This window comes from Devosia sp. SL43, from assembly GCF_021729885.1.
GTDB lineage: Bacteria > Pseudomonadota > Alphaproteobacteria > Rhizobiales > Devosiaceae > Devosia.
Genome location: NZ_CP063401.1, coordinates 1,468,868 through 1,491,186, shown reverse-complemented (window position 1 = coordinate 1,491,186; position 22,319 = coordinate 1,468,868). Strand labels below are relative to the sequence as shown.

The following is a 22,319-nucleotide window of genomic DNA, read 5'->3' as shown; positions in this document are numbered from 1 at the left end:
ATCAACGAAAAGTCATTCCCAGGAGAAACGAAATGACCCTATCACGTCGTACTATGCTAAAGGCCGGTGCGGCTGCGGCTGCCCTGCCGCTGCTCGGCACCAAGGCCTTCGCCCAGACCGAACCTCTGAAGGTCGGCTTCATGCTGATCGGCACGCCCAACGACAATGGCTGGAATTTCGGCCATGCCACCGGTGCCAAGTTCATGAAGGACACGCTGGGTGATCTGGTCGCCGAGCCGACCATCGTCGAAAACGTCCCCGAAGGCCCGGACTGCGAGCGCGTGCTGCGCGAACTGGCCCAGTCCGGCCACAAGCTGATCTTCGCCACCAGCTTCGGCTATGGCGACTATGTCATCAAGGTTGCCCAGCAGTTCCCGGACGTGAAGTTCGAGCATGCCACCGGCTACCAGCGCTCTGACAACGTGGCGACCTACAATGCCCGCTTCCATGAAGGCCGTGCGGTTTGCGGCACCATTGCCGGCCACCTCTCCAAGACCGGCAAGGCGGGCTATATCGGCTCGTTCCCGATCCCGGAAGTCGTGATGGGCATCAACTCCTTCGTGCTGGCTGCGCGCAAGGTGAACCCCGAATTCACCATCACCCCGGTCTATATCTCGACCTGGAACGACCCGGCCAAGGAAGCCGACGCCGCCCGCGCCATGATCGACCAGGGCATCGATGTGATCGCCCAGCATACCGACGGCCCGGCCGCCCTGCAGGTTGCCGAAGAGCGCGGCATTGTCGGTGGTTTCGGCCAGGGTGCCGACATGTCGGCCTTCGCCCCCAAGGCTCAGCTGACCTCGATCATCGACTGGTGGGGCCCGACCTATGTCGGTTCTGCCCAGGCCGTAATCGACGGCACCTGGGCCAGCGCCGACCGCTGGCCGGGTCTCAAGGAAGGCGAAGTCAAAATGGGCCCCTATAACGAGTCCATTCCCGCCGACGTCGTCGCCGCCGCCGAAGCCGTCAAGAACGGCCAGATCGATGGCACATTCAACATCTTCACCGGCCCAATCAACGACCACACCGGCGCCGAGCGCGTCGCTGCAGGCGTCACTATGACCGATGGCGAACTGCTGAGCATGGACTGGTATGTCGAAGGCGTGAACCCGCCCGCATAGGGCTTGGTTCGCACGACTCGAGGGGGCGGGCCGACGCCCGCCCCCTTTTCACGACCAGGGGACTGAGACGATGCCCGATTATGCGATTTTCTATGAGTGGCTGATGTTTGCCGTGCGCTGGCTGCACGTCATCACGGCTATCGCCTGGATCGGCTCGTCCTTTTATTTCATCGCGCTCGACCTGGGCCTGCGCAAGACGCCGAGCCTGCCGCCGCTGGCGCATGGCGAGGAGTGGCAGGTGCATGGCGGGGGCTTCTATCACATCCAGAAATATCTGGTGGCGCCCGAGTTTTTGCCCGAGCACCTGACCTGGTTCAAATGGGAAAGCTACTGGACCTGGTTCTCCGGCTTCATGCTCATGGCCCTGGTCTACTATGTCGGCGCAGATATCTACCTGGTCGATCGCAACGTGCTCGACATCCCCAGCTGGGGCGCCATCCTGCTCTCGATGGGCTCGATCGTGCTGGGCTGGGTGCTGTACGACGCGCTCTGCAAGTCGCCGATCGGCAACTCGACCACCGGGCTGATGCTGGTGCTGTTCGCCATCCTCGTGGCGGCCAGCTGGGGCTATACGCAGCTGTTCACCGGCCGTGCCGCCATGCTGCATATGGGCGCGTTCACCGCGACCATCATGGCTGCCAACGTGGCCATGATCATCATCCCCAACCAGAAGATCGTGGTCGGCGATCTCAAGGCCGGCCGGGTGCCCGATGCCAAGTATGGCAAGATCGCCAAGCAGCGCTCGCTGCATAACAACTACCTGACTCTGCCCGTCATCTTCTTCATGCTCTCGAGCCACTACCCACTGGCCTTTGCCACGCAGTGGAACTGGATCATCGCCAGCCTGATCTTTTTGGTCGGCGTGGTCATTCGGCACTATTTCAACACGCGTCATGCCCGAAAGGGCAATCCGCACTGGACGTGGCTGGTTGCTGTGGTGCTGTTCATCATCATCGCCTGGCTGTCGACCGCGCCAAAGCTGCCGGGCTCGGCAGGAGAGGAGGTGGCGTCTCGGGCGGCCGAGAGCTTTCTCAGCGCCGAGCATTTCGAGGCTGCCAGCCTAGCCGTACAGACCCGCTGCGCCATGTGCCATACGGCTGTACCGGCCTGGCCGGGCATCTACGAGGCGCCCAAGAACGTCATCCTCGACAACGACATCGCCGTCGCCAACCACGCCAGGGATATCGCCATGCAGGCCGGCTACGCGCATGCCATGCCCCCGGGCAATGTGAGCGAAATGACCGATGAGGAGCGGGCGCTGATTGTCGAATGGTTCCGCGAGGGCTCTGGGCAATGAAGCGGACCATCCTGCGTGGTCGGGTGCTGACCTTTGTCAGCGAGCCGACGAGCATCGATGACACATCGAGCTATCGCTACTTTGAGGACGGCGCGATCGAGATCGTCGACGGCAAGGTGGTATCGCTGGGCGACTACGATGCAGCCGCCATCGGCGGTGCAGAGGTCATTGACCATCGCCCGCATCTGATCCTGCCCGGCTTCATCGACATGCATCTGCATTATGTGCAGAGCCAGATGATCGCCTCCTATGCCGGCTCGCTGCTCGAATGGCTCAATACCTACACCTTTGTGGAAGAACAGAAGTTTAGCCAGCAGGGCCATGCCAGCGCTGTCTCGGCTGCGTTCTATGACGAGCTGATCCGCAACGGCACGACGTCAGCCGTCGCCTATTGCTCCAGCCATCCGCGCTCGGTGGATGCCTATTTCGCCGAGGCCGAGAAGCGCAACATGCTCATGGTCGGCGGCAAGGTGATGATGGATCGCAATGCGCCTGAAGCGCTCTGCGACACCGCCAAGTCAGGCTACAACGACACCAAGCTGCTGATCGAGCGCTGGCATGGCCGCGGCCGTGGCCTCTACGCCATCTCGCCGCGCTTCGCCATCACCTCGACCCCGGAGCAGCTCGAAGCGTCGCGCGCCCTCGTTGCCGAACATCCAGATTGCTACGTACAGACCCATCTCAGCGAGAACGACGCCGAGATCACCTATTCGATGGAGCTATACCCTGGCTCGCCGGATTACACGGGCATCTATGAGGATTATGGCCTGCTCGGTCCCAAGACCCTGCTGGGCCATTGCATCCACCTCAACCACCGCGAAACTGCGGTACTGGCCGACACCGGGTCCGTTGCGGTGTTCTGCCCCACGTCGAACCTGTTCCTCGGCTCAGGCCTGTTCGATCGCGAGCGCCTGCTCAAGCATGGCGTGCGGATCGGCATCGCCACCGATATCGGCGGCGGCACCAGCTATTCCATGCTGCGGACCCTCGACGAGGGCTACAAGATCCTGCAATTGCGCGGCCAGCGGCTCAATCCGTTTGCGTCGTTCTACATGGCGACGCTGGGCAATGCCCGTTCGCTGTCGCTAGACGGCACGATAGGGGCCATCCAGCCGGGCAATGCTGCCGATCTGGTGGTGCTGAACGCTTCGGCCACACCCGCCATGGCCTTGCGGATGGCCACTGTGCAGACGCTCGCCGAAGAGCTCTTTCTGCTCCAGACATTGGGCGACGATAGGTCCATTTCCGAAGTCTATGTGGCAGGTTCAGCGGCAAAGTCTACTTTAGGCGGGTTGGCAGCCTAGGCGGCATGACTTAAGTCTCGTCAGTCTGCACCAGAAGGAAGCAATGATGAGCGCGTATCAGACGAAGTCGGGCCTTTCAGTTCATGCCCTGCTGGCCGATTTCGTCGAGAAAGAAGCACTCCCTGGCCTGTCCGTAACGGCTGAGCAGTTCTGGAGCGGCTTTGCCGCTGTTGTCGCCAAGCATGCGCCGACCAATGCGGCGCTGCTGACCAAGCGCGACGACATTCAGGCCAAGATCGACGATTGGCACCGCAAGTACGGGCCGGTTTCCAACAATCCTCAGGGCTACGAGTTCTTCCTTCGCGAAATCGGCTATCTGGTGCCCGAACCAGCGGACTTCACGATCGAAACCGCCGGCCTCGACCCCGAGATCACCACGCTGTGTGGTCCGCAACTGGTCGTACCCGTCTCCAATGCCCGCTATGCGCTCAACGCCGCCAATGCGCGCTGGGGCAGCCTATACGACGCCTACTACGGCACCGACGTCATAGCCCGCGACGGCGATCTGGCGCCGGGCAAGGGTTACAATCCGGCCCGTGGCGCCGCGGTGGTGGACAAAGCGGCCACTTTCCTCGACGAGAACTTCCCGCTGGCATCAGGCAGCCATCGCGACGTTACCGGCTACCACGTGATCAAGGACGGCGAGGTCCGTCATCTCGAAGTCGATACGTCAGCCGGCCGTACCGGTCTGCGCGATCCCGGTGCCTTTGTCGGCTATGGCGGCACCGAGGCCAAGGGCGAACTGGTCCTGCGCCATCACGGCCTGCACGTCATTCTGGTGATCGAGCCGGGCAGCGTCATCGGCGCCACGCACAAGGCGGGCCTCAGCGACGTCATCGTCGAATCCGCCCTGACCACCATCCAGGATTGCGAGGATTCCGTCGCCGCCGTGGATGCCGAAGACAAGGTCGGCGTCTATCGCAACTGGCTTGGCCTGATGAATGGCACGCTCGAGGATACATTCGAGAAGGGCGGCAAGACCGTCACCCGCAAGCTCAATGCCGACCGGACCTACAAGGATATCAACGGCGCACCGCTGATCCTAAAGGGCCGCTCGCTGCTGCTGGTGCGCAATGTCGGTCACCTGATGACGACGGATGCCGTGCTGTGGAATGGCCAGCCGATCGGCGAGGGGCTGATGGATGCGGTGGTGACCGTGCTCTGCGCCATGCAGGACAAGGTCAACAGCACCACCGGCGCCATCTACATCGTCAAGCCCAAGATGCATGGGCCTGAGGAAGTGGCCTTCGCCTGCGCGATCTTCGCCTCGGTCGAGACGATGCTGGGCCTTGCGCCCAATACCATCAAGATCGGCATCATGGACGAGGAGCGTCGCACCTCGGCCAATCTCAAGGCCGCGATCTACGAAGCGCGCGCCCGGGTGTTCTTCATCAATACCGGCTTCCTTGATCGCACCGGCGACGAAATCCACACCGCGATGGAAGCCGGAGCGGTTCTGCGCAAGGACGAGATCAAGTCCGAGCGCTGGATCAGTTCGTATGAGGATCGCAACGTGCTGATTGGCCTCGCCTGTGGCCTCAGCGGTCGCGCGCAGATCGGCAAGGGCATGTGGGCCCGGCCCGACGACATGGCAGCGATGATGGCGGCCAAGGCCGCCCATCCCAATGCCGGCGCCAACACGGCCTGGGTGCCGAGCCCGACTGCCGCCACGCTGCACGCACTGCACTATCACCAGATCGACGTGTTCGAGGCGCAGAAGCGGCGTCACAATCAGTCGGTGCCGTCGCTGGGCGAGCTGTTCTCGATGCCGGTCCAATTGCCCTATTCGCTCAGCCGCGACGAGATCACGCGCGAGCTCGAGAACAATGCACAGGGCATCCTGGGCTATGTCGTACGCTGGGTGCAGCAGGGTGTCGGCTGTTCCAAGGTCCCGGATATCAACAATGTCGGCCTGATGGAGGATCGCGCCACCTGCCGCATCTCATCGCAGGCGGTGGCAAACTGGCTGCGCCACGGCCTCGTCACCCGCGACGACATCACCGCCACCTTCGAGCGCATGGCCGCAGTGGTCGATGCCCAGAACGAGGGCGATCCGCTCTATCGCCCGATGGCCGACAACTTCCACTCGCTGTCCTTCCAAGCCGCGCTCGACCTGGCTTTGCACGGCGCCGACCAGCCGAGCGGCTACACCGAACCGCTGCTGCATGCGGCGCGGCGCAAGGTGAAGGCAAGGGACGGGAAGTAAGCGCACGCCCTCGTGGTTCGAGGCGCTGAAGGAGCGCACCTCACCATGAGGTGTGGCCATAGGTTGCCCCATCACAGTCGCTTCCCGCGGACTTGATCCGCGGGCCACTCTAAACACGGCACAAGCGACCAGAGACCCGCGGATCAAGTCCGCGGGAGGCGATTGTAGGTGGGAAAGCGCGGTGGGCGGCTAAATCTCGTAGCTCGCCAGCGTGATCCCTGTGCCCTCGTGGAATATCTCCACGTCATTGGCTACCAGTGTCGTCGCCTCACCCACGGGCTCGTCGGTGCCCAGATTGCGGGCATAGCGCGGATGCGCGCCCGATGACACCTGCAGCCGCAGCCGATGTCCAGCCAGGAACCGATGCGCCGTCGCGTGCAGTGTGAACGCCAATCTCCAGCTGCCATCCGGCTCGGCCGGCGTTTCCGGCGTTACGCGGATCAATCCGTCGCAGATGTTGATCGAAATCCCATCTGGTCCAACATCGCAAAGCCTTAGAAAGAAATCGACATGAGGACGGGCCGCCTTGGCTCGCAGCGCTACCTGCGTCTGACCGATGATGGTCAAGGCGTCGCTGAGTGGTTCGGACGTGAAGCACAGCACATCCGACCGGCTCTCGCGGCTGGCATTGTCGACCGGGCCGGCGCCTGTAAAGGCGAATATCGCGCCGCCGACATTAGGCGTCGGGTCCGCCGGGTCGTAGCGATAGCCGTCGCGACCAGAATCGGTGGGCACAGTGCTGGACAGACTGCCATTGGCGCCAATCAATAAGTTTTTCGGTGTGGCAGGCCCGGGTGGAAAGCTGTCGAATTCCAGCCACTCGTTAAGCCCCGAGATGTGGATACGCACCGGCTTGTCGCGCAGCCCGGTCGCGTCGCCCATCAGTTTGGCGCGCATCCAGATCAGCGTCTCGCGCAGGTTGTCACGCTGCAGCTCCTCCGCGATGTGGGTCCAGGTGCCGACCGTGAGATAGGGCTGATGGCCCAGGGCCACCAGACGCTGATAGTCGCTCAGCAGCTGGTCGACCATGAAGTCGTACCAGCCCGACATGAAATGCACCGGCGGCGTCGTCGCGCTCAGGCGATGGCGATGGTCGATCGCGTCCCAGAATGCGTCATTGCCGATGGATTCCTTGAACCAGTGGCGCCAGAACGGGATCGGTCGGCCCACCGCAGCCACATCAGCCTCGACCAGCGGCAGCACCATCGATGCCTTGGCCGTCGTTCGCTCGATACCGCCGGAAAACATGGTGCCGACCATCTTGAGCGGTCGCTCACGAAGGCCGTCGACCACCTGCAGCCAGCTTAGCCACAGACCAAGATGGAAGGCGCCGGAGGGAAACACCACCGAACGGAAGTCGGCCGTCGTCACCTTGGTGGCCATGGCCGAAATTTCGGGCAGGGCGTCGGAAATCGCCCATTGCGCATAGCCCAGATAGCTGGGGCCGGAGAGTCCCAACCGGCCATCGAACCAGGGCTGCGCCTTGATCCAGTCGAGCGTGGCCAGGCCATCGGCTCGCTCATTGACCAATGGATCGAACTCACCACCGGACTTCTCGGTACCCCGGCACGCCTGCAGAACAACGTTGAAGCCACGTTCCGCATAAGCACCGGCGACGCCAGCAAAGCCCGAGCGGCCATAGGGCAGGCGCATCAGGATGGTCGGGTGCGGGCCCTTGCTGCGGGGCTCGAAATGGTCGGTCATCAGCACCACGCCATCAGCCATTTCAAGCGGGATGTTGCGGTGCTTGGTGACGCGGTTGAGCCTTGGCGGGAGCTTGTCCAACCAGCTCAGGATCATTGTACGCAGGCTCACCGGGATCAATCCACAAATCCAAACTTGTCGACGTCGAACAGCCCGCGATCCGTCATCTTGAGATGCGGGATCACAGGCAGCGCCAGGAAAGCCACCTGCAGGAATGGCTCCGGCAGTACGCAGTCGAGCGCATAGGCGGCCTCGCGCAGCGCATGGAGGTCGTGGGTCACCTCTTCGAACGGCTTGTCGCTCATCAGTCCGGCAATCGGCAGCGCCAGCTCGGCGGTCACCTTGCCGCCCTCGGACACGACGAAGCCGCCCTGCAACTCGATCAAGCGGTTCACCGCCACGGCCATGTCCTCGTCGGTCGCGCCGATCACGGTGATGTTGTGGCTGTCATGTCCGACCGAAGAGGCGATGGCGCCGCGCTTGAGACCAAAACCCTTGACGAAACCGCGCCCAATATTGCCGTTTCGACCATGCCTCTCGATGACGGTGACCTTGAGCACGTCGGCATTGAGATCGGGCAGGGTGCCCTTGTCGCTGGTGGCGAGGGTCGCCGACTCCCGAAACGTCAGGATCAGCCCGGGTTTGACCCCGATCACTGGCGTCTGGTTGCGATCAGCCCGCACGGGGACGATGAAGTCGTCCGCAGTGACCGGCTTTGCCTTCATCGAGGTCAGGCCGACCGGCTCCACCGGCTGCCGCGCTGCGAACAGCTCCGGCACCATCAGGCGACCACCGGTCACGACATCGGAAACGCGGCAATCCTCGAGGCTATCGAGCAGCGCGATATCGGCGCGCCAGCCCGGGGCCACGAGCCCACGATCCCTCAGCCCGAAGATACGGGCGGCCGAATGGCTGGCGGCCCGGTACACGTGGTGCAGCGGACGGCCCATGGCGATCAGACGGCGGATCGAACTGTCGAGATGACCCTCCTCGGCGATGTCGAGCGGGTTGCGATCGTCGGTGCAGAGCGCGACAAAGCTCGACGAGTTCTCGTCCAGCACCTCGGCGAGGGCGTTGAGATCCTTCGACACGGACCCTTCGCGGATGAGGATCGCCATACCCTTGGCCAGCTTCTCGCGCGCCTCGGCGGCGCTGGTGGCCTCGTGATCGGTGCGAATGCCGGCGGCGAGATAGCCGTTGAGCGCATTGCCCAGCACCAATGGCGCGTGACCGTCGATATGACCATCCTGAAACGCCACCAGCTTGGCGATAATGCCCGGGTCGCCATTGAGCACGCCCGGAAAGTTCATCATTTCGGCCAGGCCGATGACCTTGGGGTGGGATCGGAACGGCTCGAGATCACCAATCTCCAGCGCCGCGCCCGAGGTCTCGAACGCCGTGGCGGGTACACAGGACGAGAGGTTCACCCTGATATCCATCACCGTCTGCTCGGCGCAGTCGAGGAAATAGCGGATGCCCTCGGCGCCGAGCACATTGGCGATCTCGTGTGGATCGCAGATGACGGTCGTGACGCCATGCGGCAGCACGCAACGGTCGAATTCGAACGGGGTGACCAGCGAGGATTCGATATGCAGGTGCGTATCGATGAAGCCCGGAACGGCAAAGCGTCCTGCGCCGTCGATGACCGTCTCTCCCTCGTAGCGCGCATGCGTGCCGACGATGCGGTCGCCGACGATGGCAATGTCGGTTTCCGTCACCGCGCCCGTGATCACATCGAGCAGTCGCACATTCTTGATCACGAGGTCGGCAGGCACCTTTCCCTGGCCGGCCATGATCATGCGGGTGAGGGTTTGGGCGGTCATCAGGTGGTCTCGGGATTTGGTCATGGCCAAAGGTCGGCTTGCCGCTGCGCCGCGTCAAGGGGCGCTGCGGAACCGCGACGGCTTGGCGCACGTTGGCACCACAACCAAGGAGAGCGTCATGGAAACCTACGATCCGAAGAAAAGCGCGACCGATGTCCGTCAGGCCAATCCGCGCAAGATGAATGCCCGCGTGCTGGTGACCTCGCTGATCGGCATAGTGGTCGCCTTCGCGATCATCTATCTGATCTATACCCTCACCCAGTCGAACCCGACCTGACACCCATGCGGCTGGTCAAGGTGGGGCGTGAGGACCTGACCGTGCTGCGCCAGCGGCGCGGCAAGGGGTTTTGCTATGTCGATGCCCGCGGTGCAGTTGTGTGCGACGCGCCTGACAAGGCGCGCATCAAGGCGTTGGGCATTCCGCCGGCCTGGCAGCAGGTGCGCATTGCGCCAAATCCCAAAGCCCATATCCAGGTGCTTGGCGTCGATGAGGCGGGACGCGATCAGTATATCTACCATCCAGAATGGGAGCTGCGTCGCGACGGCAAGAAGCAGCAGCGACTTGCCGTGCTCACGTCCGTTCTGCCGAAGCTGCGCGGGAAGGTTGCAGCGGCACTCGATGCCGAGACGGGCACGCGCGATCTAGCCCTAGCCATTGCTGTGACGCTGATCGACAAGACAGCGATGCGCGTTGGCCGCGAAAAATACCTCGAAACCAGCGGCACCCGCGGTGCCGGGACGCTCTATGCGCGTGATGTGCGGGTCGACGGCGATGAGGTCTGTATGGCGTTCGACGCCAAGGGCGGCAAACGCGCGGAATATTGCCTGATGGATGCCCGGCTCGCCGATGCAGTCACCCGCATAAAGACGCTCCCAGGCAAGCGACTGTTGGTCTGGCGCGACGAAACCGGCAAGGTCAGGCCGATCAAGACCGAGTCGATCAATGAGTATCTACGCGAATTGAGCGGTGTCGAGATTTCGGCCAAGGACTTCCGCACGCTCCATGCCAGCGCAATGGCGGGCGAGGCCCTGGCCCAGATGGAGGTCGGCGCATCGCCTACCGCGCGTCGCAGGCAGATGATGCAGGTAGCGCGCGAGGTCGCCGATGTGCTGCGCAACACGCCGGCCATCTCGCGCAAGTCCTATATCGCGCCATGCCTGTTCAAGCTGTTCGACGACGGCAAGCTCAAGGCGATGTGGGATGCTGCCGGAAAGGGGCGGGCGGGCCTATTGACCCGGGAGAAGCGGCTGGGCGCCGTGCTGGCTGCGGTCGGTTGAAACTCAGCCGCTCACGCTGCCGATTTGCGGCGGCGGCGTGTGACGGCGTTGGCGGGGTCGGCAAATATCTCTGCGATACGCCCCGGTACGACGCCGCCGGAGAACAGGAAGCCCTGAAGCGTATTGCAGCCGAGCTTGCCCAGGATGGCGGCCTGGCCTTCAGTCTCGACGCCCTCGGCGGTTACCTCGATGTCCATGGCGTGCGCCAGCGTGACGATGGCCTGGGTAATGGCGACCGAGACATGCCCCTCTGCCAGTTGGCTGACGAAGGAGCGGTCGATCTTGATGCGATCGACCGGATAGCGCTTGAGGTAGCTCAGCGACGAATAGCCCGTACCGAAATCGTCGAGCGCGATATGCACGCCCGCCGTACGGAAGGTCCGCAGGTTCTGGCTCGATATATGCTCGTCGTCGAGCAGGATGGATTCGGTGATTTCGAGTTCCAGGTCGAGCGGGCGCATGCCGGTCTCGCGCAGGATGTCGAAAACCTGGTGCGAGAAGCGCGGATTGCGCAACTGCGTCGGCGAGATGTTCACCGCGATGGTGCGACCCGGTGCAGTAGCGCCCAGTTCGCAGGCCCGGCGCAAGACAAAGTCGCCGAGGGCTTCGATGAGGCCGGTATTCTCGGCGATCGGGATGAAGCGGGCCGGTGAGATTTGTCCGTACTTCGGATGATGCCAGCGCGCTAGCGCCTCGGCGCCGATGACCTTGCGGCTGTGCTGGTCCACCAGCGGCTGGAACACCACTGAGAGTTGGTCATCGCGGCGCAGGGCCTCACGCAGCTCCCCTTCGATCGTGTGCTGCAGCTGCAGCAGCTCGTTCATGTGCTCCTCATAGACCACGGCGCGATTGCGACCGCCCGCCTTGGCTTCGTAAAGCGCAATATCGGCCTTTCGCACCAGCTCGCGCGGCTCGGCACTGCCGCCTTCGGCCAGTACGATGCCTATGCTGGCCCCGACATGGGCCTTGAAGTGGTTGAGGGTGAACGACTGACCGATCGAATCGATAATGCGCGTCGAAATGCTCACCACGTCGACTGGCCCGTGCTGCCCGACGGCGAGAATGCCGAACTCATCGCCGCCCAGGCGGGCGATCATCATGTCGTGGCCCACTACGGCGCGAATGCGGTCCCCCACGGCGCGGATCAGATCGTCGCCCGCCTGGTGGCCGAGGGTGTCATTGACCTGCTTGAAGCGGTCGAGATCGAGCATCAGCAGGGCTATATGGGCGCCAGCGAATTTTCCGTTCGTCAGGGTGTCGGCCAGATGGGTGTCGAAGCTCACGCGGTTGGGTAGGCCGGTCAGCTTGTCGTGCGCGGCTTGGTGTTCGGCAAGGCGACGGCCGTTTTCCAGCTCCGATGACGAGCGCCGCAGCTGGCGCAGCAGCAGGAATACCAGGATGGCGGCGACGATGAAGGCGGCGACCAGCGCCGGACCGGTTTGCCGCAGCATCAGGAGGCCGGGTCTGTCGCGGTCCCATTCGAAAAAGGCGATGAACCGACCAGTCGAGCTGAGAATTGGGTAGACGGCGCGGGCGGGGTCGCGGCTTTCGGTAAGCACAAACCGCCCTGCTTCGAACAGGTATTCTCTGTTGAGCCGCTCGGCAGCGGCCTCGTCCAGAAAGAGCACGCCGACCATAATGGCCTCGCTCCCAGGCGACTGCATCAGCTCGCCACTATCGGTGACGATGGCCATGGCGCTCACAATGGCTGGCCTGCCGTCCAGCAGCATGAAGTCTGAGGCCGCCGCGGGTGGCGGAACCTCGCCCGCCGCGACCTCTGCCGGCCTTATGGCGCGGACGCGCTCGACTATGGGCCGAACGGATGCGGCCATATCCGCCAGGTCTTCCGAGGCGGCAGCGGCGCCGCCTTCCATGGCGTAGATCGGCGTTCCATCGGCGCCGATAATGACCGAGCGGTTGTGGCCGAAGAATTCGTACATCCAGGCGCCCAGGTTGCTGTCCACCCAGTCGAAGTTGAAATACAACTTGGCATTGACCACGGCGTCGTCCCAGATGGCGACGCTTTCGAGATCGTGCTGCACCTGCGCGCGACGCGCCTCGATGACCTGCGCGACCATTGAGCTCTGCCGCTCGAGCGCCCGCTGGTCGATATTGGCAGTTGACCAGAAGACGAAGCCGAGCACGGCCGCTGCAGTGATGACCAGCGCCAGGATGACGGGCAGCAACACAGAAGCGGAGAACTGCCAGCGTTCGAGAGTCTTGGGCTGCATCACAACCGGGTCAGTGCGTAAGGATTTCAAGCTTAGCCTATGCAGAATTGCGGACTGGTTACCGCGCAAGCCGAATCCATACCGGAAATGGGCAAAACCCGGCGGAAATCACAACTGCGGCGGCTGGACCGAAATTCAGATTGGCGTCTTCGCGGCAGCGACTGTCTGAGTTAGAAATGGCTCATGCGTTGGGCAAATGCCCGACACCCCAGCGTCCAGGAACTCGTCATGACCAAAGTCCGCGCCCTCGTCCTCGAACGTCAGCACGAGCTGGCTTTGCGCGACATCGATCTGCCGCTTGAGGTTGGCCCGGGCATGGTCAAGATCGCCATCCACACGGTGGGTGTCTGTGGGTCGGACGTCCACTACTACACCCACGGCAAGATCGGCCCGTTCGTGGTCAATGCGCCCATGGTGCTCGGCCACGAGGCTGCCGGTACGGTCACCGAAGTCGGCGCCGGCGTGACGCATCTCAAAGTCGGCGACCGTGTCTGCATGGAGCCGGGTATTCCCGACCCCAATTCCCGCGCCAGCCGGTTGGGCATGTACAATGTCGATCCAGCCGTAGCCTTCTGGGCCACGCCTCCTGTTCATGGCGTGCTGACGCCAGAAGTGGTCCATCCAGCCAACTATACGTTCAAGCTGCCCGATCACGTGAGCTTTGCCGAGGGTGCGATGGTGGAACCCTTCGCGGTCGGCATGCAGGCGGCCACCAAGGCCAGGATCACACCCGGTGACACGGCTTTGGTGCTCGGCGCTGGCCCCATAGGCACCATGGTCGCGCTGGCGGCGCTGGCGGGTGGTTGTGCGCGGGTGGTCGTCGCTGATCTGGCGCAGCCCAAGCTCGACATCGCCGCACAATACCAGGGCATTATCCCGGTCAATATTCGCGACAACAGTATCGTCGACGAAGTCGCCCGCCTGACCGATGGCTGGGGCGTCGATGTGGTGTTCGAGTGCTCTGGTTCTCCGCACGCCTGGAAGACCATCATGCAATTGCCGCGGCCCGGTGGCTGCATCGTCGTGGTTGGCCTTCCCGTCGAGCCGGTCGCGGTCGACATTGCCGGCGCTTCGGTCAAGGAACTGCGGATCGAGAACGTGTTCCGCTACGCCCACCAATACGACCGCGCCATCGCGTTAATTGCGTCGGGCAAGGTGGACCTGAAGCCACTGATCTCGGAGACCTTTGCATTTGAGGATTCTAAGGCAGCCTTTGATCGTGCGGTCGAGGCGCGCCCGACCGATGTTAAGCTGCAGATCAGGGTGGCGGGGTAGGCTGCCACGCCCTGGTGGTTCGAGGCTCGCGAAGAGCCCGCACCACGAGGGCTACTTGAACTCGGTGCTCCAACAGTCCTCATGGTGAGGCGGGAGCGAAGCGACCCTCGAACCACGAGGGCGTGGCAGGGAGGCTCGTATGGATTTGAACCTACGCGACAAGGTCGCCGTCATCACCGGTGGCACGGTGGGTATTGGACTGGCCGTGGCCGAGGGGCTCGCCGCAGAGGGCGCGAACCTCGTGCTGGTCGGCCGTAACAAGGAGCGCGGCGATGACGAAGCGGCGCGGATAGCCGACAAATTTGGCATCATCGTAACCGCAATTGCCGCTGACGTTGCCACAGCAGAGGGTTGCGATGCGGTCATATCCGGGACCAAGAAGGCCTTCGGCGCTGCCGACATCCTGATCAACAATGCCGGCACCGGCTCCAACGAGACCATCGCGGAAGCCGACGACGTTAAGTGGCAGTATTACTGGGACCTGCACGTCATGGCGGCCGTCCGGCTTGCGCGCGGACTGGTACCGGGCATGAAGACACGTGGCGGCGGCGTCATCCTTCACAATGCTTCCATCTGCGCCGTACAACCGCTCTGGTACGAGCCGATCTACAACACCACCAAAGCCGCCCTGATGATGTTCTCCAAGACCCTCGCAAACGAGGTCGTCGGCGACAATATTCGCGTCAACACCGTCAATCCAGGACTGGTGCTGACGCCGGACTGGATCAAGACCGCCAAGCAGATTGCAGGCGAAGACGGCTGGCAGGCCCACCTGCAGGGCGTGGCTGACGAAGCCGGCGGCATGAAGCGCTTCGCCACGCCGGCCGAGCTGGCCAACTTCTTCGTCTTCATGTGTTCCGACAAAGCCAGCTATTCCACCGGCAGCACCTATTTCGTCGATGGCGGCTGGCTGAAGACGGTCTGATGCTGCCCGAGACTGGCTCGGTGCTTGGGATTGATGTGGGTTGGTCGCTGAGGAATGCGTCCAGCGGCATCTGCCGGTTGGATTGGGATGGCGCGACTGTCACCTGGACCATTCGGCATTTCACCGGGCATGCCGATACTCGTCGGGACATGGTGATGGAAGTGTGCGGTGCTCAGCATCTGTTGGCGGCGGCATTGGACGGGCCGCTGCGGGGAGATCTGGCCGTCATCGATCGCTTCCGTCTTGCCGAGCGGGCGCTCAGCAACAAGGCGATTGCCAGCCGGATCAGCCAGCCGGGGTCATCACGCAGTCCGGTCGGCAGGCTGCTCAATCACCACACCAACGAGTTTGCGCGCCTACTTCTGGAGCGTGGCATGATCGCGGAGGCATCCCATCCCCATGCCATTCACAAGGTGGCATTGGCAGAGGCATTCCCGACCGGCTTTCTGGGCCTCTTGCACAGCGATCCCCAAAAGGGCCCGCGCCAGAAGCGATCGGATCGCTACTATGAGGCGCTGGTCGCTGACGGAACGCTGGAGCGGTTGCTTGAACATCACCTTCCGGGCCGCACATTGGCGTTCGGCCTCGCAACTGTCACCAACCATGATGATCGCGCCGCGCTGGTCTGCGCTATCACGGCGCTGGGGGTGGCCAGCAATGACTATACCGCTGTCGGTGACCTTGACGGCTGGATCATCCTGCCGCCGCCCGCATTCATTGCGGCGTGGGCGGTGTCACTCGTCGAGCGCTGGAACCAAGCCCCGGAATCCGGGTTGTCACCCTAGCGTCACAACTCGGAACTCTGCCATGGATGTCGGCAATGAATTCGGTTTCGTCCAGACCTATCTTCCTCAGCATATCATTGCCATACGACTGCTGATCGCGGCCATTCTAGGCGCGATGATTGGCTTCGAGCGCGAGAGGAATACGGCCGAGGCAGGCCTACGCACCCATATACTGGTGTGCGTCGCGGCAGCCCTTTTCACGATCCTGACCTTCGAGATTTTTCATACGATCGAAGTTGGTCCCAATGGCGCGCAGGCCGACCCGATCCGCGCGGTGGAAGCTGTGACGGCCGGAATTGCGTTTCTGGGGGCGGGCGCCATCTTCAAGAGTGGCGCTACAATCCAAGGGATTACCACTGGTGCCGGCATGTGGCTGGCAGGCGCGGTCGGTGTCGCCACCGCGCTGGGCTACTACATCATCGCCTTCGGCGTCGCCCTGCTCGCCGTACTGGTGCTGGCGGCCTTGCGAGCCTTTGCGCATCGTGTCGTTGGACGAGACGCGCAGACTTCGGTCAAAGTGGACTAGCTGTCGGACGGGCCGCGGGGAGAAGCAGGATTCTTCTGCGTCGGCGCTGAGGGACGAGCGCGACGCTGAACTGCTTCTCCCCCCGTGCGGGCGCAACCGGGAGGTGTTGCGACCGCGCCCCTGCGCCGTACCCCCTTGGAGTAGGGCCGGCGCCCCCTTCAGTTACGGTGCAAACCGACTGAAGAGGAATGGAGTGGCCGGAGGAGCGCTTGGGAATGCAGGGACGGTCCGAAAACCGTCTATGCAGCGCTCCTCCCGACCTAGGCACGTAACCTGTGGACGCAGGAGTTACATGCCAACCGCATCAAGGCGCTGACTGCGCGCCCAGAAACTGACAATGCCCGCCGCCTCGCGCCTATAAGCGTCGAGTTCGGCCTGGCGGAAGAAAACTGCGGAAGCGCCGGCATCAAGCAACGCCTGGCGGCCCTGGCGATCCGTGGCAGCCGCCATCACAACCACCGGCACGCCCTTCTGGCGCGCCAGGTGCTGGATGGACGATAGAAAGTCCAGATTGGCACCGCTATGCGACTTCAGATCGACAATCAGCAGGCTCGGCCAATTCGCGTTGATGTCGGCGAGTACGGCGTGCAGGCGTGCGGCGCCGTCCGACGCATCGCCATACCAGGCAATGTCGGGCGAACCATGCGCAACGAGCATCCGCGTCAGCAGGTGGGCTGAATGCTGATCATCGTCGATGAGCGCCAGGAAAGGCGTGTTATCCACATAAACGTTCAATACATGCCTCCCTGTCCCACAAGCTGCAGGCCAAGCCAAAACCGATGAATCTACGCCAGGTCACGCATTGTGTTGCGGTCGCCGTCGTGTTCGAATCTGGGTGGTCAAAACGCTTCGGAGGGGATGAACCGTCCGAAGTCTATGTCGCGTCGTCAACGGCGACACCCCGCATATGATGGAAACGTTCACGGGCGTGAAGGCAAACTGACGTAAAGCCGGTGTTACGAGGACTTGCGTTTTACATGTAAAGCGCGCCAATTGGCATCGCCCGATCCGGAGGTTTTCGTGCCTGATCCTGCACTGCAGCGAGACTTGGTCCTGCAGGCACTCAAGCGGCTGCTCGAGTGGTCAGAAATTTCACGCTCACCGCAACTCGCCAGGTTTCTCGATTACATCGTGCGGCGCACCCTTGATGGCGACGAGCAGTCGATCAAGGCCTATTCCATAGCTGTCGACGTACTCGGAAGAGGGGCGGACTTCGATCCGCAATCCGACCCGATCGTGCGCGTGCAGGCGCGGCGGCTGCGCAGCCTGCTCGACGACTATTATAGTGGGCAGGGCAGTGGTGAAGCCACGCGAATCAGACTTCCCGTCGGGCGCTACGTACCGGTCTTTTCTTTGGCGGATGTACCGGTTCCGCTGGAAATGGGCGTGGCCGAAACGCCGGAATCATCGGCCCGTGTTGCCGGCGGTATTCGTCGCGGCGGCGTCAATGTCTCGTGGTTTGCTCTGATAGTCATCGCAGCCGGCATTGTCGTAGCGGCACTTGCCATCGGAACCTGGGGACCAGGCGGGCGCGACGCGCCGGCAGCCACTGGCGTCTCACAGCAGCCAAGCGTTACCATCGTCGAGTTCCAGAACCTGGCCGGTCCGACGAATGGCGGGCCAATGGTCGCCGGACTTGCCATCGAACTGGTGACAGATCTCGAGCAGTTCGAGGATATAAAGGTCCGCTACGGCGGTGGTGGCGATGGCAATATATCGGTCACCGATCTCCCAACCAGCGACTATGTGTTGACCGGTATCGTTCGGCCCGATGGTCTTGTCGTGCAGTACAGCGCCATCCTCACCGACAGTGCCACCGGCAGCGTGGTGTGGAACCACACAGTCCCCGTCTCGGCTGAGGCCGCGGTCAGGCCTGATGTCCTGGATCATGTTTCGCGCTTGCTGAGCCTGGTCCTGGGCAGTCCGCGCGGACCGTTGCATCAGGTGGCGCGGCAGGTCTTGACGAGTGGCGTGCCGACCGAAGGGGGCGTCAGCCTGTATCTTTGCCGCATGTTGTTCTCCCTCTATCGCGAAACGAGCATGGCTGCCGAAGCAGCGCGAACGGAAGCCTGCATCGCATCGCTGCCAGAAGCGGACCGAGAGGCAAGCATCGGCCTTGCCATCAAGGCCAGTCTTACCGCCGACCATGTTGGCACTGCGGATACAGCTGGTAGCCGCGCGGATCGGTTCCGCCTCGCCGAGGTCGACCTTGATCGCGCAATTGCCCTCTCGCCGGTTAGCGGGTTCGTCTGGGAACAGCATGCGAGGCTGCGCGAGGCGATGGGAGATCTGGTTGCCGCACGAACCGATTATGGTTCGTCCATCCAGCTCAATCCGGCTAGTGCCGATGCGCTGGCCGCCTATGCGCGCCTGCTGGCCTTTGGCGGCAATCTGGCCGACGCCGAGCAGATGGCACGCGACGCGGCGGATGGTACGCCGGACGCCCCGGCCTGGTATCAGGGTGTCCCGGCATTGCTGGCGCTGCGCGACGGCAATTACGAACAGGCCATCGTTCGCGCCGAGCGTTATGCCCAGGCAGACCGCGAACTGGGGCCGATCCTGGCCATTCTGGCCGCGCAGAGCGCCGGGGAGGGAGCCGTTGTCAACCGCTACCTGCCACAGGTACTCGATGTGCCCAGCTTTCGCATGCGTGGTGTCCTGACGACCCTACGCGACCGCATTCAGGACGATGCGCTGATGGAACAGATCCGTGGCGGCTTGGTCGCTGCGGGCGTGCCGCCGAGCGCCCTCATCAACGGCTTCTAGTGCGCCGATGACTGCGAGAACAGGTTGATCACCAGGACGCCCGCCAGGATGAGGCCGATGCCGATCATCGCCGGCAGATCCAGGGTCTGGCCGTGGGCGAAATAGGCGATGATCGAGATCAGCACGATGCCGGTGCCCGACCAGATGGCATAGCCGATGCCGACCGGAATGGTCTGCAGTGCCAGCGAGAAGAAATAGAACGTGAAGCCGTAGCCCACGATCACCACCAGTGTCGGGATCAGCTGGGTGAATCCCGCCGAAGCGCGCAGGAACGACGTCGCAATCACTTCGCCGACAATGGCGATGCCGAGATAGATCAGGCCGGACATGGTGGCTCCTGAACGCGGGGTTCAGGCGCTGATGTACGCTGCCGGCGCTTTGCCGGAAACTGCCAATTTCGGCAGGCAGCTAACCGAAGATGGCTTGCGCCAGCGCGATAAATCGTGCGCCGCGTTCTTCGAAATTCTTGAACTGGTTGTAGGACGGCGCCCCCGGCGACAGGATGACCGCATCGAAGTCGCGGCGTTTGGCATGTAGCTCGTGCATCGCGGTTTCGAGATCGGGTGGCGTCAGAACGGTGATGTGAGGCGCGGCGGCCTGAGCAGCAGCGGCCAGCCTTGCGCCCGTCACCGGCAGGCAGGCGAGTGTGGTCACGCCATAGCCGGCCAACAGGCCACCCAGCTCGGTATAGTCCTGTTCGCGCTCATGCCCGCCCGCGATCAGCGCCAGGCGATAGCCACGATAAGCCGATAGCGCGGCCTTGGTGGCCTCGGGTGTGGTCGAGATGGAGTCATCGACGAAGATGGTGCCGCCGAACTGGTGTTCCTCCAGCCGATGGGGCAAGGGAACGAAGGCGGCGATGCCGCGGATCACGCCATCAATGGTGCCTCCGGCTGCCAGTGCGATCTGTGCCGCCAGCCGGGCATTGTCGAGATTGTGGCTGCCCTTCAGCCGCGAGCGCGCTGCGGCGGCGTCGACCGCCGCCAGTTCGTCCGATGTCAGGTCGCGGATCAGGCGACGATGGTCGCGCACGGCCTTGGCCACGATGGCATTGCCACGGGCTCCTGCGCCCAGTGCCACCGGATAGCCGCCATCGCGATCGATCAGGTGCAGCTTGTCGGCGTAGTAGCGCTCCACCGATCCATGCCAGTCGACATGTTCGGGGTAAAGGTTGGTCACGGCGGCGATGTCGGGCAGGAAGCTCATGTCCGAAGTCTGGTAGCTCGATAGCTCGAAGATCACCACGGCATGCTTGTCGGCAATATCGAGCGGCGCCACGCCCACATTGCCCGCCAGTCCGGCATCGATACGCGACCGCGTCAGCATCAGGTGCACCAGCGTCGCTGTTGTCGACTTGCCCTTGGTGCCGGTAATGGCGATCACTGTGCGGTCGGCCCGGTAGGCGCCGCCCCACAGATTGAGGTTGGACGTCACCGGAATGCCCGCATCGCGGGCAATGTCGAAGACGTCCTTGTAGCGCGAAACGCCGGGGCTTTTGACGATCAGCCCAAAGCGATGCGCCCGGATGGCAGCAGGCAGATCGGCTGGCGCAATCGCCTCGACGTCCTCGATATCGGCCGTGCCGCTATCGACCGTCACGAACACCTTCAGCTCAGGCTGGCGCGCCTTGAGGAAAGCCCGCGTGGAGACGGCCTCGCGACCGGCGCCATAGAGCAGGATGGGCTCCTCAAACCGCATAGGCGGCCACCTTGGCGGCAAGCGCGGGCGGGATGTGGTGGTCGTGGCTGTCAGTCAGGCATTCTGCCATCGCCGCCTGCAGCTTGGGCTCGCCATATTGCGCGAACAGATCGGCCTTCACCGCCTTCACCACCGCCGCCTCGTGCCAGTCGGCATGCCGGGTCAGGGTATAGAGGCAGGCTGCGGCTTCGAGGATTTCGCCAACGCATTCCCACGGCTTCTGGCCGGCAAGGCCCGCCAGCTCGCGGAACGAGCCCTCATTGGCAGGATTGTCGAGCAGGTCCTTGCCAAAGATCGATAGCAGCCGGTCCTTGGCCATGAAGGGGGCGAAGATCAGAAAGACGAAGTGGCATTTGGGGCATTCGCCACACCACAGGTCGCCCTGGTGGCCGGCCAGCCGGAAGTTGCGGTTGCAGCTCGAAAACACATGGTCGAACTTGGTCTCGTGCGTGAAGAGCGAGGCGATGCGCGCCTCTGAATAGGGCCGCAGCAGCGAGAAATACTTGAGTGCCCCGCCGGTCGCATCGCTGAGAATGGCGGCGATCAGCAGCTCGAAGCCGAGCGACTTGGAATATTGATGATTGGTCTCGCGCCCGTCGAACTCGACATTGCCCTCGCTGGCCGAGCGCTCGTTGCTCAGCACGATCTGGTTGTAGCCGTAGAGCAGGCAGCACAGCGAGGCGATCATCGAATTGATGGCGGTCGACGGCACATGACCGTTATAGAAGCCGGGCTCCTTGCCCAGCCGGATCATCTCGGCATCGAGCGTGCGGGTCACATAGACCGGCTTGGCGCCGATCTTGTCGACCGAGGTGATGATCGGCCCCTTGGGATTGACCGCAAAGGGCGTGAAGTCAACGCCGGTATGGCTGAGCAGATCGACGCTGACCAGCGAATCCTTGCCGCCGCCGATAGGCAGCAGCGTGCGGTTGGGCAGCGTGACGGCGGGCTTGACCGCCTCGGCGTCCTGAGGTGCGCTTATGGTCAGCTTGCCGAAGCGCTGCAGGTTGTTGCGGGCATAAAACTCGCCCAGCCCGTTTTCGTAGACATCGATGGCGAAGGCCCGCTCGGCCTCGGTCAGCGCGATATCGGGCGCAGCAATCTCGAACGGCGCCTTGAGCTTGAAATAGCTCACACCGAGCACGACCGCCGTCAGGTCGAGCAGCTTGTGAAACGCAGCGCTGTCGGCCGCAGCCGCATCGGCGCCCAAGGGCAGGCCGAGCACTTCGACGAAGCGCAGACCGTCCAGGCCGTAGATGAAGCGGGCCTCGCCCGTCGTCGGATCAAAGGTCGGGCGCTCGATGAGGAATTGGTCGGTCAAGGCTGGGGTCACTCGCTCTATGTCACCCATATAGGTGATTTGCGGGCATGGCGGGAGTG

General features: G+C 63.0%; 18 protein-coding genes. 11 read left to right on the top strand and 7 right to left on the bottom strand.

Annotated features, from left to right (window positions below):
* Positions 1–32 precede the first annotated feature (32 nt).
* The 4 genes from IM737_RS07370 (at position 33) to IM737_RS07355 (ending at position 5,928) form a co-directional block, all read left to right on the top strand.
* Positions 33–1,121, top strand: coding sequence for a BMP family ABC transporter substrate-binding protein (locus IM737_RS07370; protein WP_236899272.1), 1,089 nt, complete (start codon positions 33–35; stop codon positions 1,119–1,121).
* A 70-nt stretch (positions 1,122–1,191) separates the two neighbouring features.
* A complete protein-coding gene (locus tag IM737_RS07365; RefSeq protein ID WP_236899271.1) occupies positions 1,192–2,418 on the top strand; it encodes a urate hydroxylase PuuD in 1,227 nt (408 codons plus the stop codon).
* Complete coding sequence (guaD, locus tag IM737_RS07360) at positions 2,415–3,722, top strand: guanine deaminase (RefSeq protein ID WP_236899270.1); 1,308 nt, start codon at positions 2,415–2,417, stop codon at positions 3,720–3,722. The genes IM737_RS07365 and guaD overlap by 4 nt, the downstream gene beginning before the upstream one ends.
* A gap of 46 nt (positions 3,723–3,768) precedes the next feature.
* Positions 3,769–5,928 (top strand): malate synthase G, encoded by a 2,160-nt coding sequence (locus IM737_RS07355; RefSeq protein ID WP_236899269.1) that lies wholly within the window; start codon positions 3,769–3,771, stop codon positions 5,926–5,928.
* A 189-nt stretch (positions 5,929–6,117) separates the two neighbouring features.
* Here the strand turns inward: IM737_RS07355 and IM737_RS07350 are convergent, their stop codons facing one another.
* Both IM737_RS07350 and ade read right to left on the bottom strand, forming a co-directional pair.
* Positions 6,118–7,743 carry a CocE/NonD family hydrolase gene (locus IM737_RS07350; RefSeq protein ID WP_236899268.1) on the bottom strand — a complete coding sequence of 542 codons (1,626 nt, stop codon included), beginning with the start codon at positions 7,741–7,743 and terminating at the stop codon, positions 6,118–6,120.
* A 5-nt stretch (positions 7,744–7,748) separates the two neighbouring features.
* Positions 7,749–9,455: an adenine deaminase gene (gene ade / locus IM737_RS07345; protein WP_236899267.1), complete on the bottom strand. Its 1,707-nt coding sequence runs from the start codon at positions 9,453–9,455 to the stop codon at positions 7,749–7,751.
* Between the two features lie 118 nt (positions 9,456–9,573).
* Between ade and IM737_RS07340 the strand changes: the two genes are divergently transcribed.
* Both IM737_RS07340 and IM737_RS07335 read left to right on the top strand, forming a co-directional pair.
* Positions 9,574–9,732: a hypothetical protein gene (locus IM737_RS07340; RefSeq protein WP_236899266.1), complete on the top strand. Its 159-nt coding sequence runs from the start codon at positions 9,574–9,576 to the stop codon at positions 9,730–9,732.
* 5 nt (positions 9,733–9,737) lie between these two features.
* Positions 9,738–10,733 (top strand): DNA topoisomerase IB, encoded by a 996-nt coding sequence (locus IM737_RS07335; RefSeq protein WP_236899265.1) that lies wholly within the window; start codon positions 9,738–9,740, stop codon positions 10,731–10,733.
* A gap of 11 nt (positions 10,734–10,744) precedes the next feature.
* Here IM737_RS07335 and IM737_RS07330 read toward each other — a convergent pair whose 3' ends face one another.
* Positions 10,745–12,964, bottom strand: a complete 2,220-nt coding sequence (locus IM737_RS07330; RefSeq protein ID WP_236899264.1) for a putative bifunctional diguanylate cyclase/phosphodiesterase — start codon at positions 12,962–12,964, stop codon at positions 10,745–10,747.
* Between the two features lie 228 nt (positions 12,965–13,192).
* On the opposite strand from IM737_RS07330, the gene IM737_RS07325 reads away from it, so the two are divergent.
* The 4 genes from IM737_RS07325 to IM737_RS07310 all read left to right on the top strand — a co-directional run bounded on the left by IM737_RS07325 (position 13,193) and on the right by IM737_RS07310 (position 16,475).
* The gene (locus IM737_RS07325) at positions 13,193–14,239 is read left to right on the top strand and encodes an NAD(P)-dependent alcohol dehydrogenase (protein ID WP_236899263.1); all 1,047 of its coding nucleotides are present in this window, start codon (positions 13,193–13,195) and stop codon (positions 14,237–14,239) included.
* A 139-nt stretch (positions 14,240–14,378) separates the two neighbouring features.
* Positions 14,379–15,164 carry an SDR family NAD(P)-dependent oxidoreductase gene (locus IM737_RS07320; protein WP_236899262.1) on the top strand — a complete coding sequence of 262 codons (786 nt, stop codon included), beginning with the start codon at positions 14,379–14,381 and terminating at the stop codon, positions 15,162–15,164.
* Positions 15,164–15,949, top strand: a complete 786-nt coding sequence (locus IM737_RS07315; RefSeq protein WP_236899261.1) for a hypothetical protein — start codon at positions 15,164–15,166, stop codon at positions 15,947–15,949. Before IM737_RS07320 ends, IM737_RS07315 begins: the two co-directional genes overlap by 1 nt.
* Positions 15,950–15,971: 22 nt before the next feature.
* Positions 15,972–16,475: an MgtC/SapB family protein gene (locus tag IM737_RS07310; RefSeq protein WP_236899260.1), complete on the top strand. Its 504-nt coding sequence runs from the start codon at positions 15,972–15,974 to the stop codon at positions 16,473–16,475.
* 288 nt (positions 16,476–16,763) lie between these two features.
* Here the strand turns inward: IM737_RS07310 and IM737_RS07305 are convergent, their stop codons facing one another.
* Positions 16,764–17,210, bottom strand: coding sequence for a response regulator (locus IM737_RS07305; protein ID WP_236899259.1), 447 nt, complete (start codon positions 17,208–17,210; stop codon positions 16,764–16,766).
* A gap of 285 nt (positions 17,211–17,495) precedes the next feature.
* Here IM737_RS07305 and IM737_RS07300 point away from each other — a divergent pair, with 285 nt between their 5' ends.
* Positions 17,496–19,241 (top strand): tetratricopeptide repeat protein, encoded by a 1,746-nt coding sequence (locus tag IM737_RS07300; RefSeq protein ID WP_236899258.1) that lies wholly within the window; start codon positions 17,496–17,498, stop codon positions 19,239–19,241.
* Here the strand turns inward: IM737_RS07300 and IM737_RS07295 are convergent.
* From IM737_RS07295 to IM737_RS07285, 3 genes are all read right to left on the bottom strand, one after another.
* Positions 19,238–19,570, bottom strand: coding sequence for an SMR family transporter (locus IM737_RS07295; protein ID WP_236899257.1), 333 nt, complete (start codon positions 19,568–19,570; stop codon positions 19,238–19,240). The two genes, IM737_RS07300 and IM737_RS07295, sit on opposite strands and share 4 nt — an antisense overlap.
* A 79-nt stretch (positions 19,571–19,649) precedes the next feature.
* Positions 19,650–20,939: a UDP-N-acetylmuramoyl-L-alanine--D-glutamate ligase gene (gene murD / locus IM737_RS07290; RefSeq protein ID WP_236899256.1), complete on the bottom strand. Its 1,290-nt coding sequence runs from the start codon at positions 20,937–20,939 to the stop codon at positions 19,650–19,652.
* The gene (locus IM737_RS07285; RefSeq protein WP_236899255.1) at positions 20,929–22,260 is read right to left on the bottom strand and encodes a hypothetical protein; all 1,332 of its coding nucleotides are present in this window, start codon (positions 22,258–22,260) and stop codon (positions 20,929–20,931) included. The genes murD and IM737_RS07285 overlap by 11 nt, the downstream gene beginning before the upstream one ends.
* Positions 22,261–22,319 lie beyond the last annotated feature (59 nt).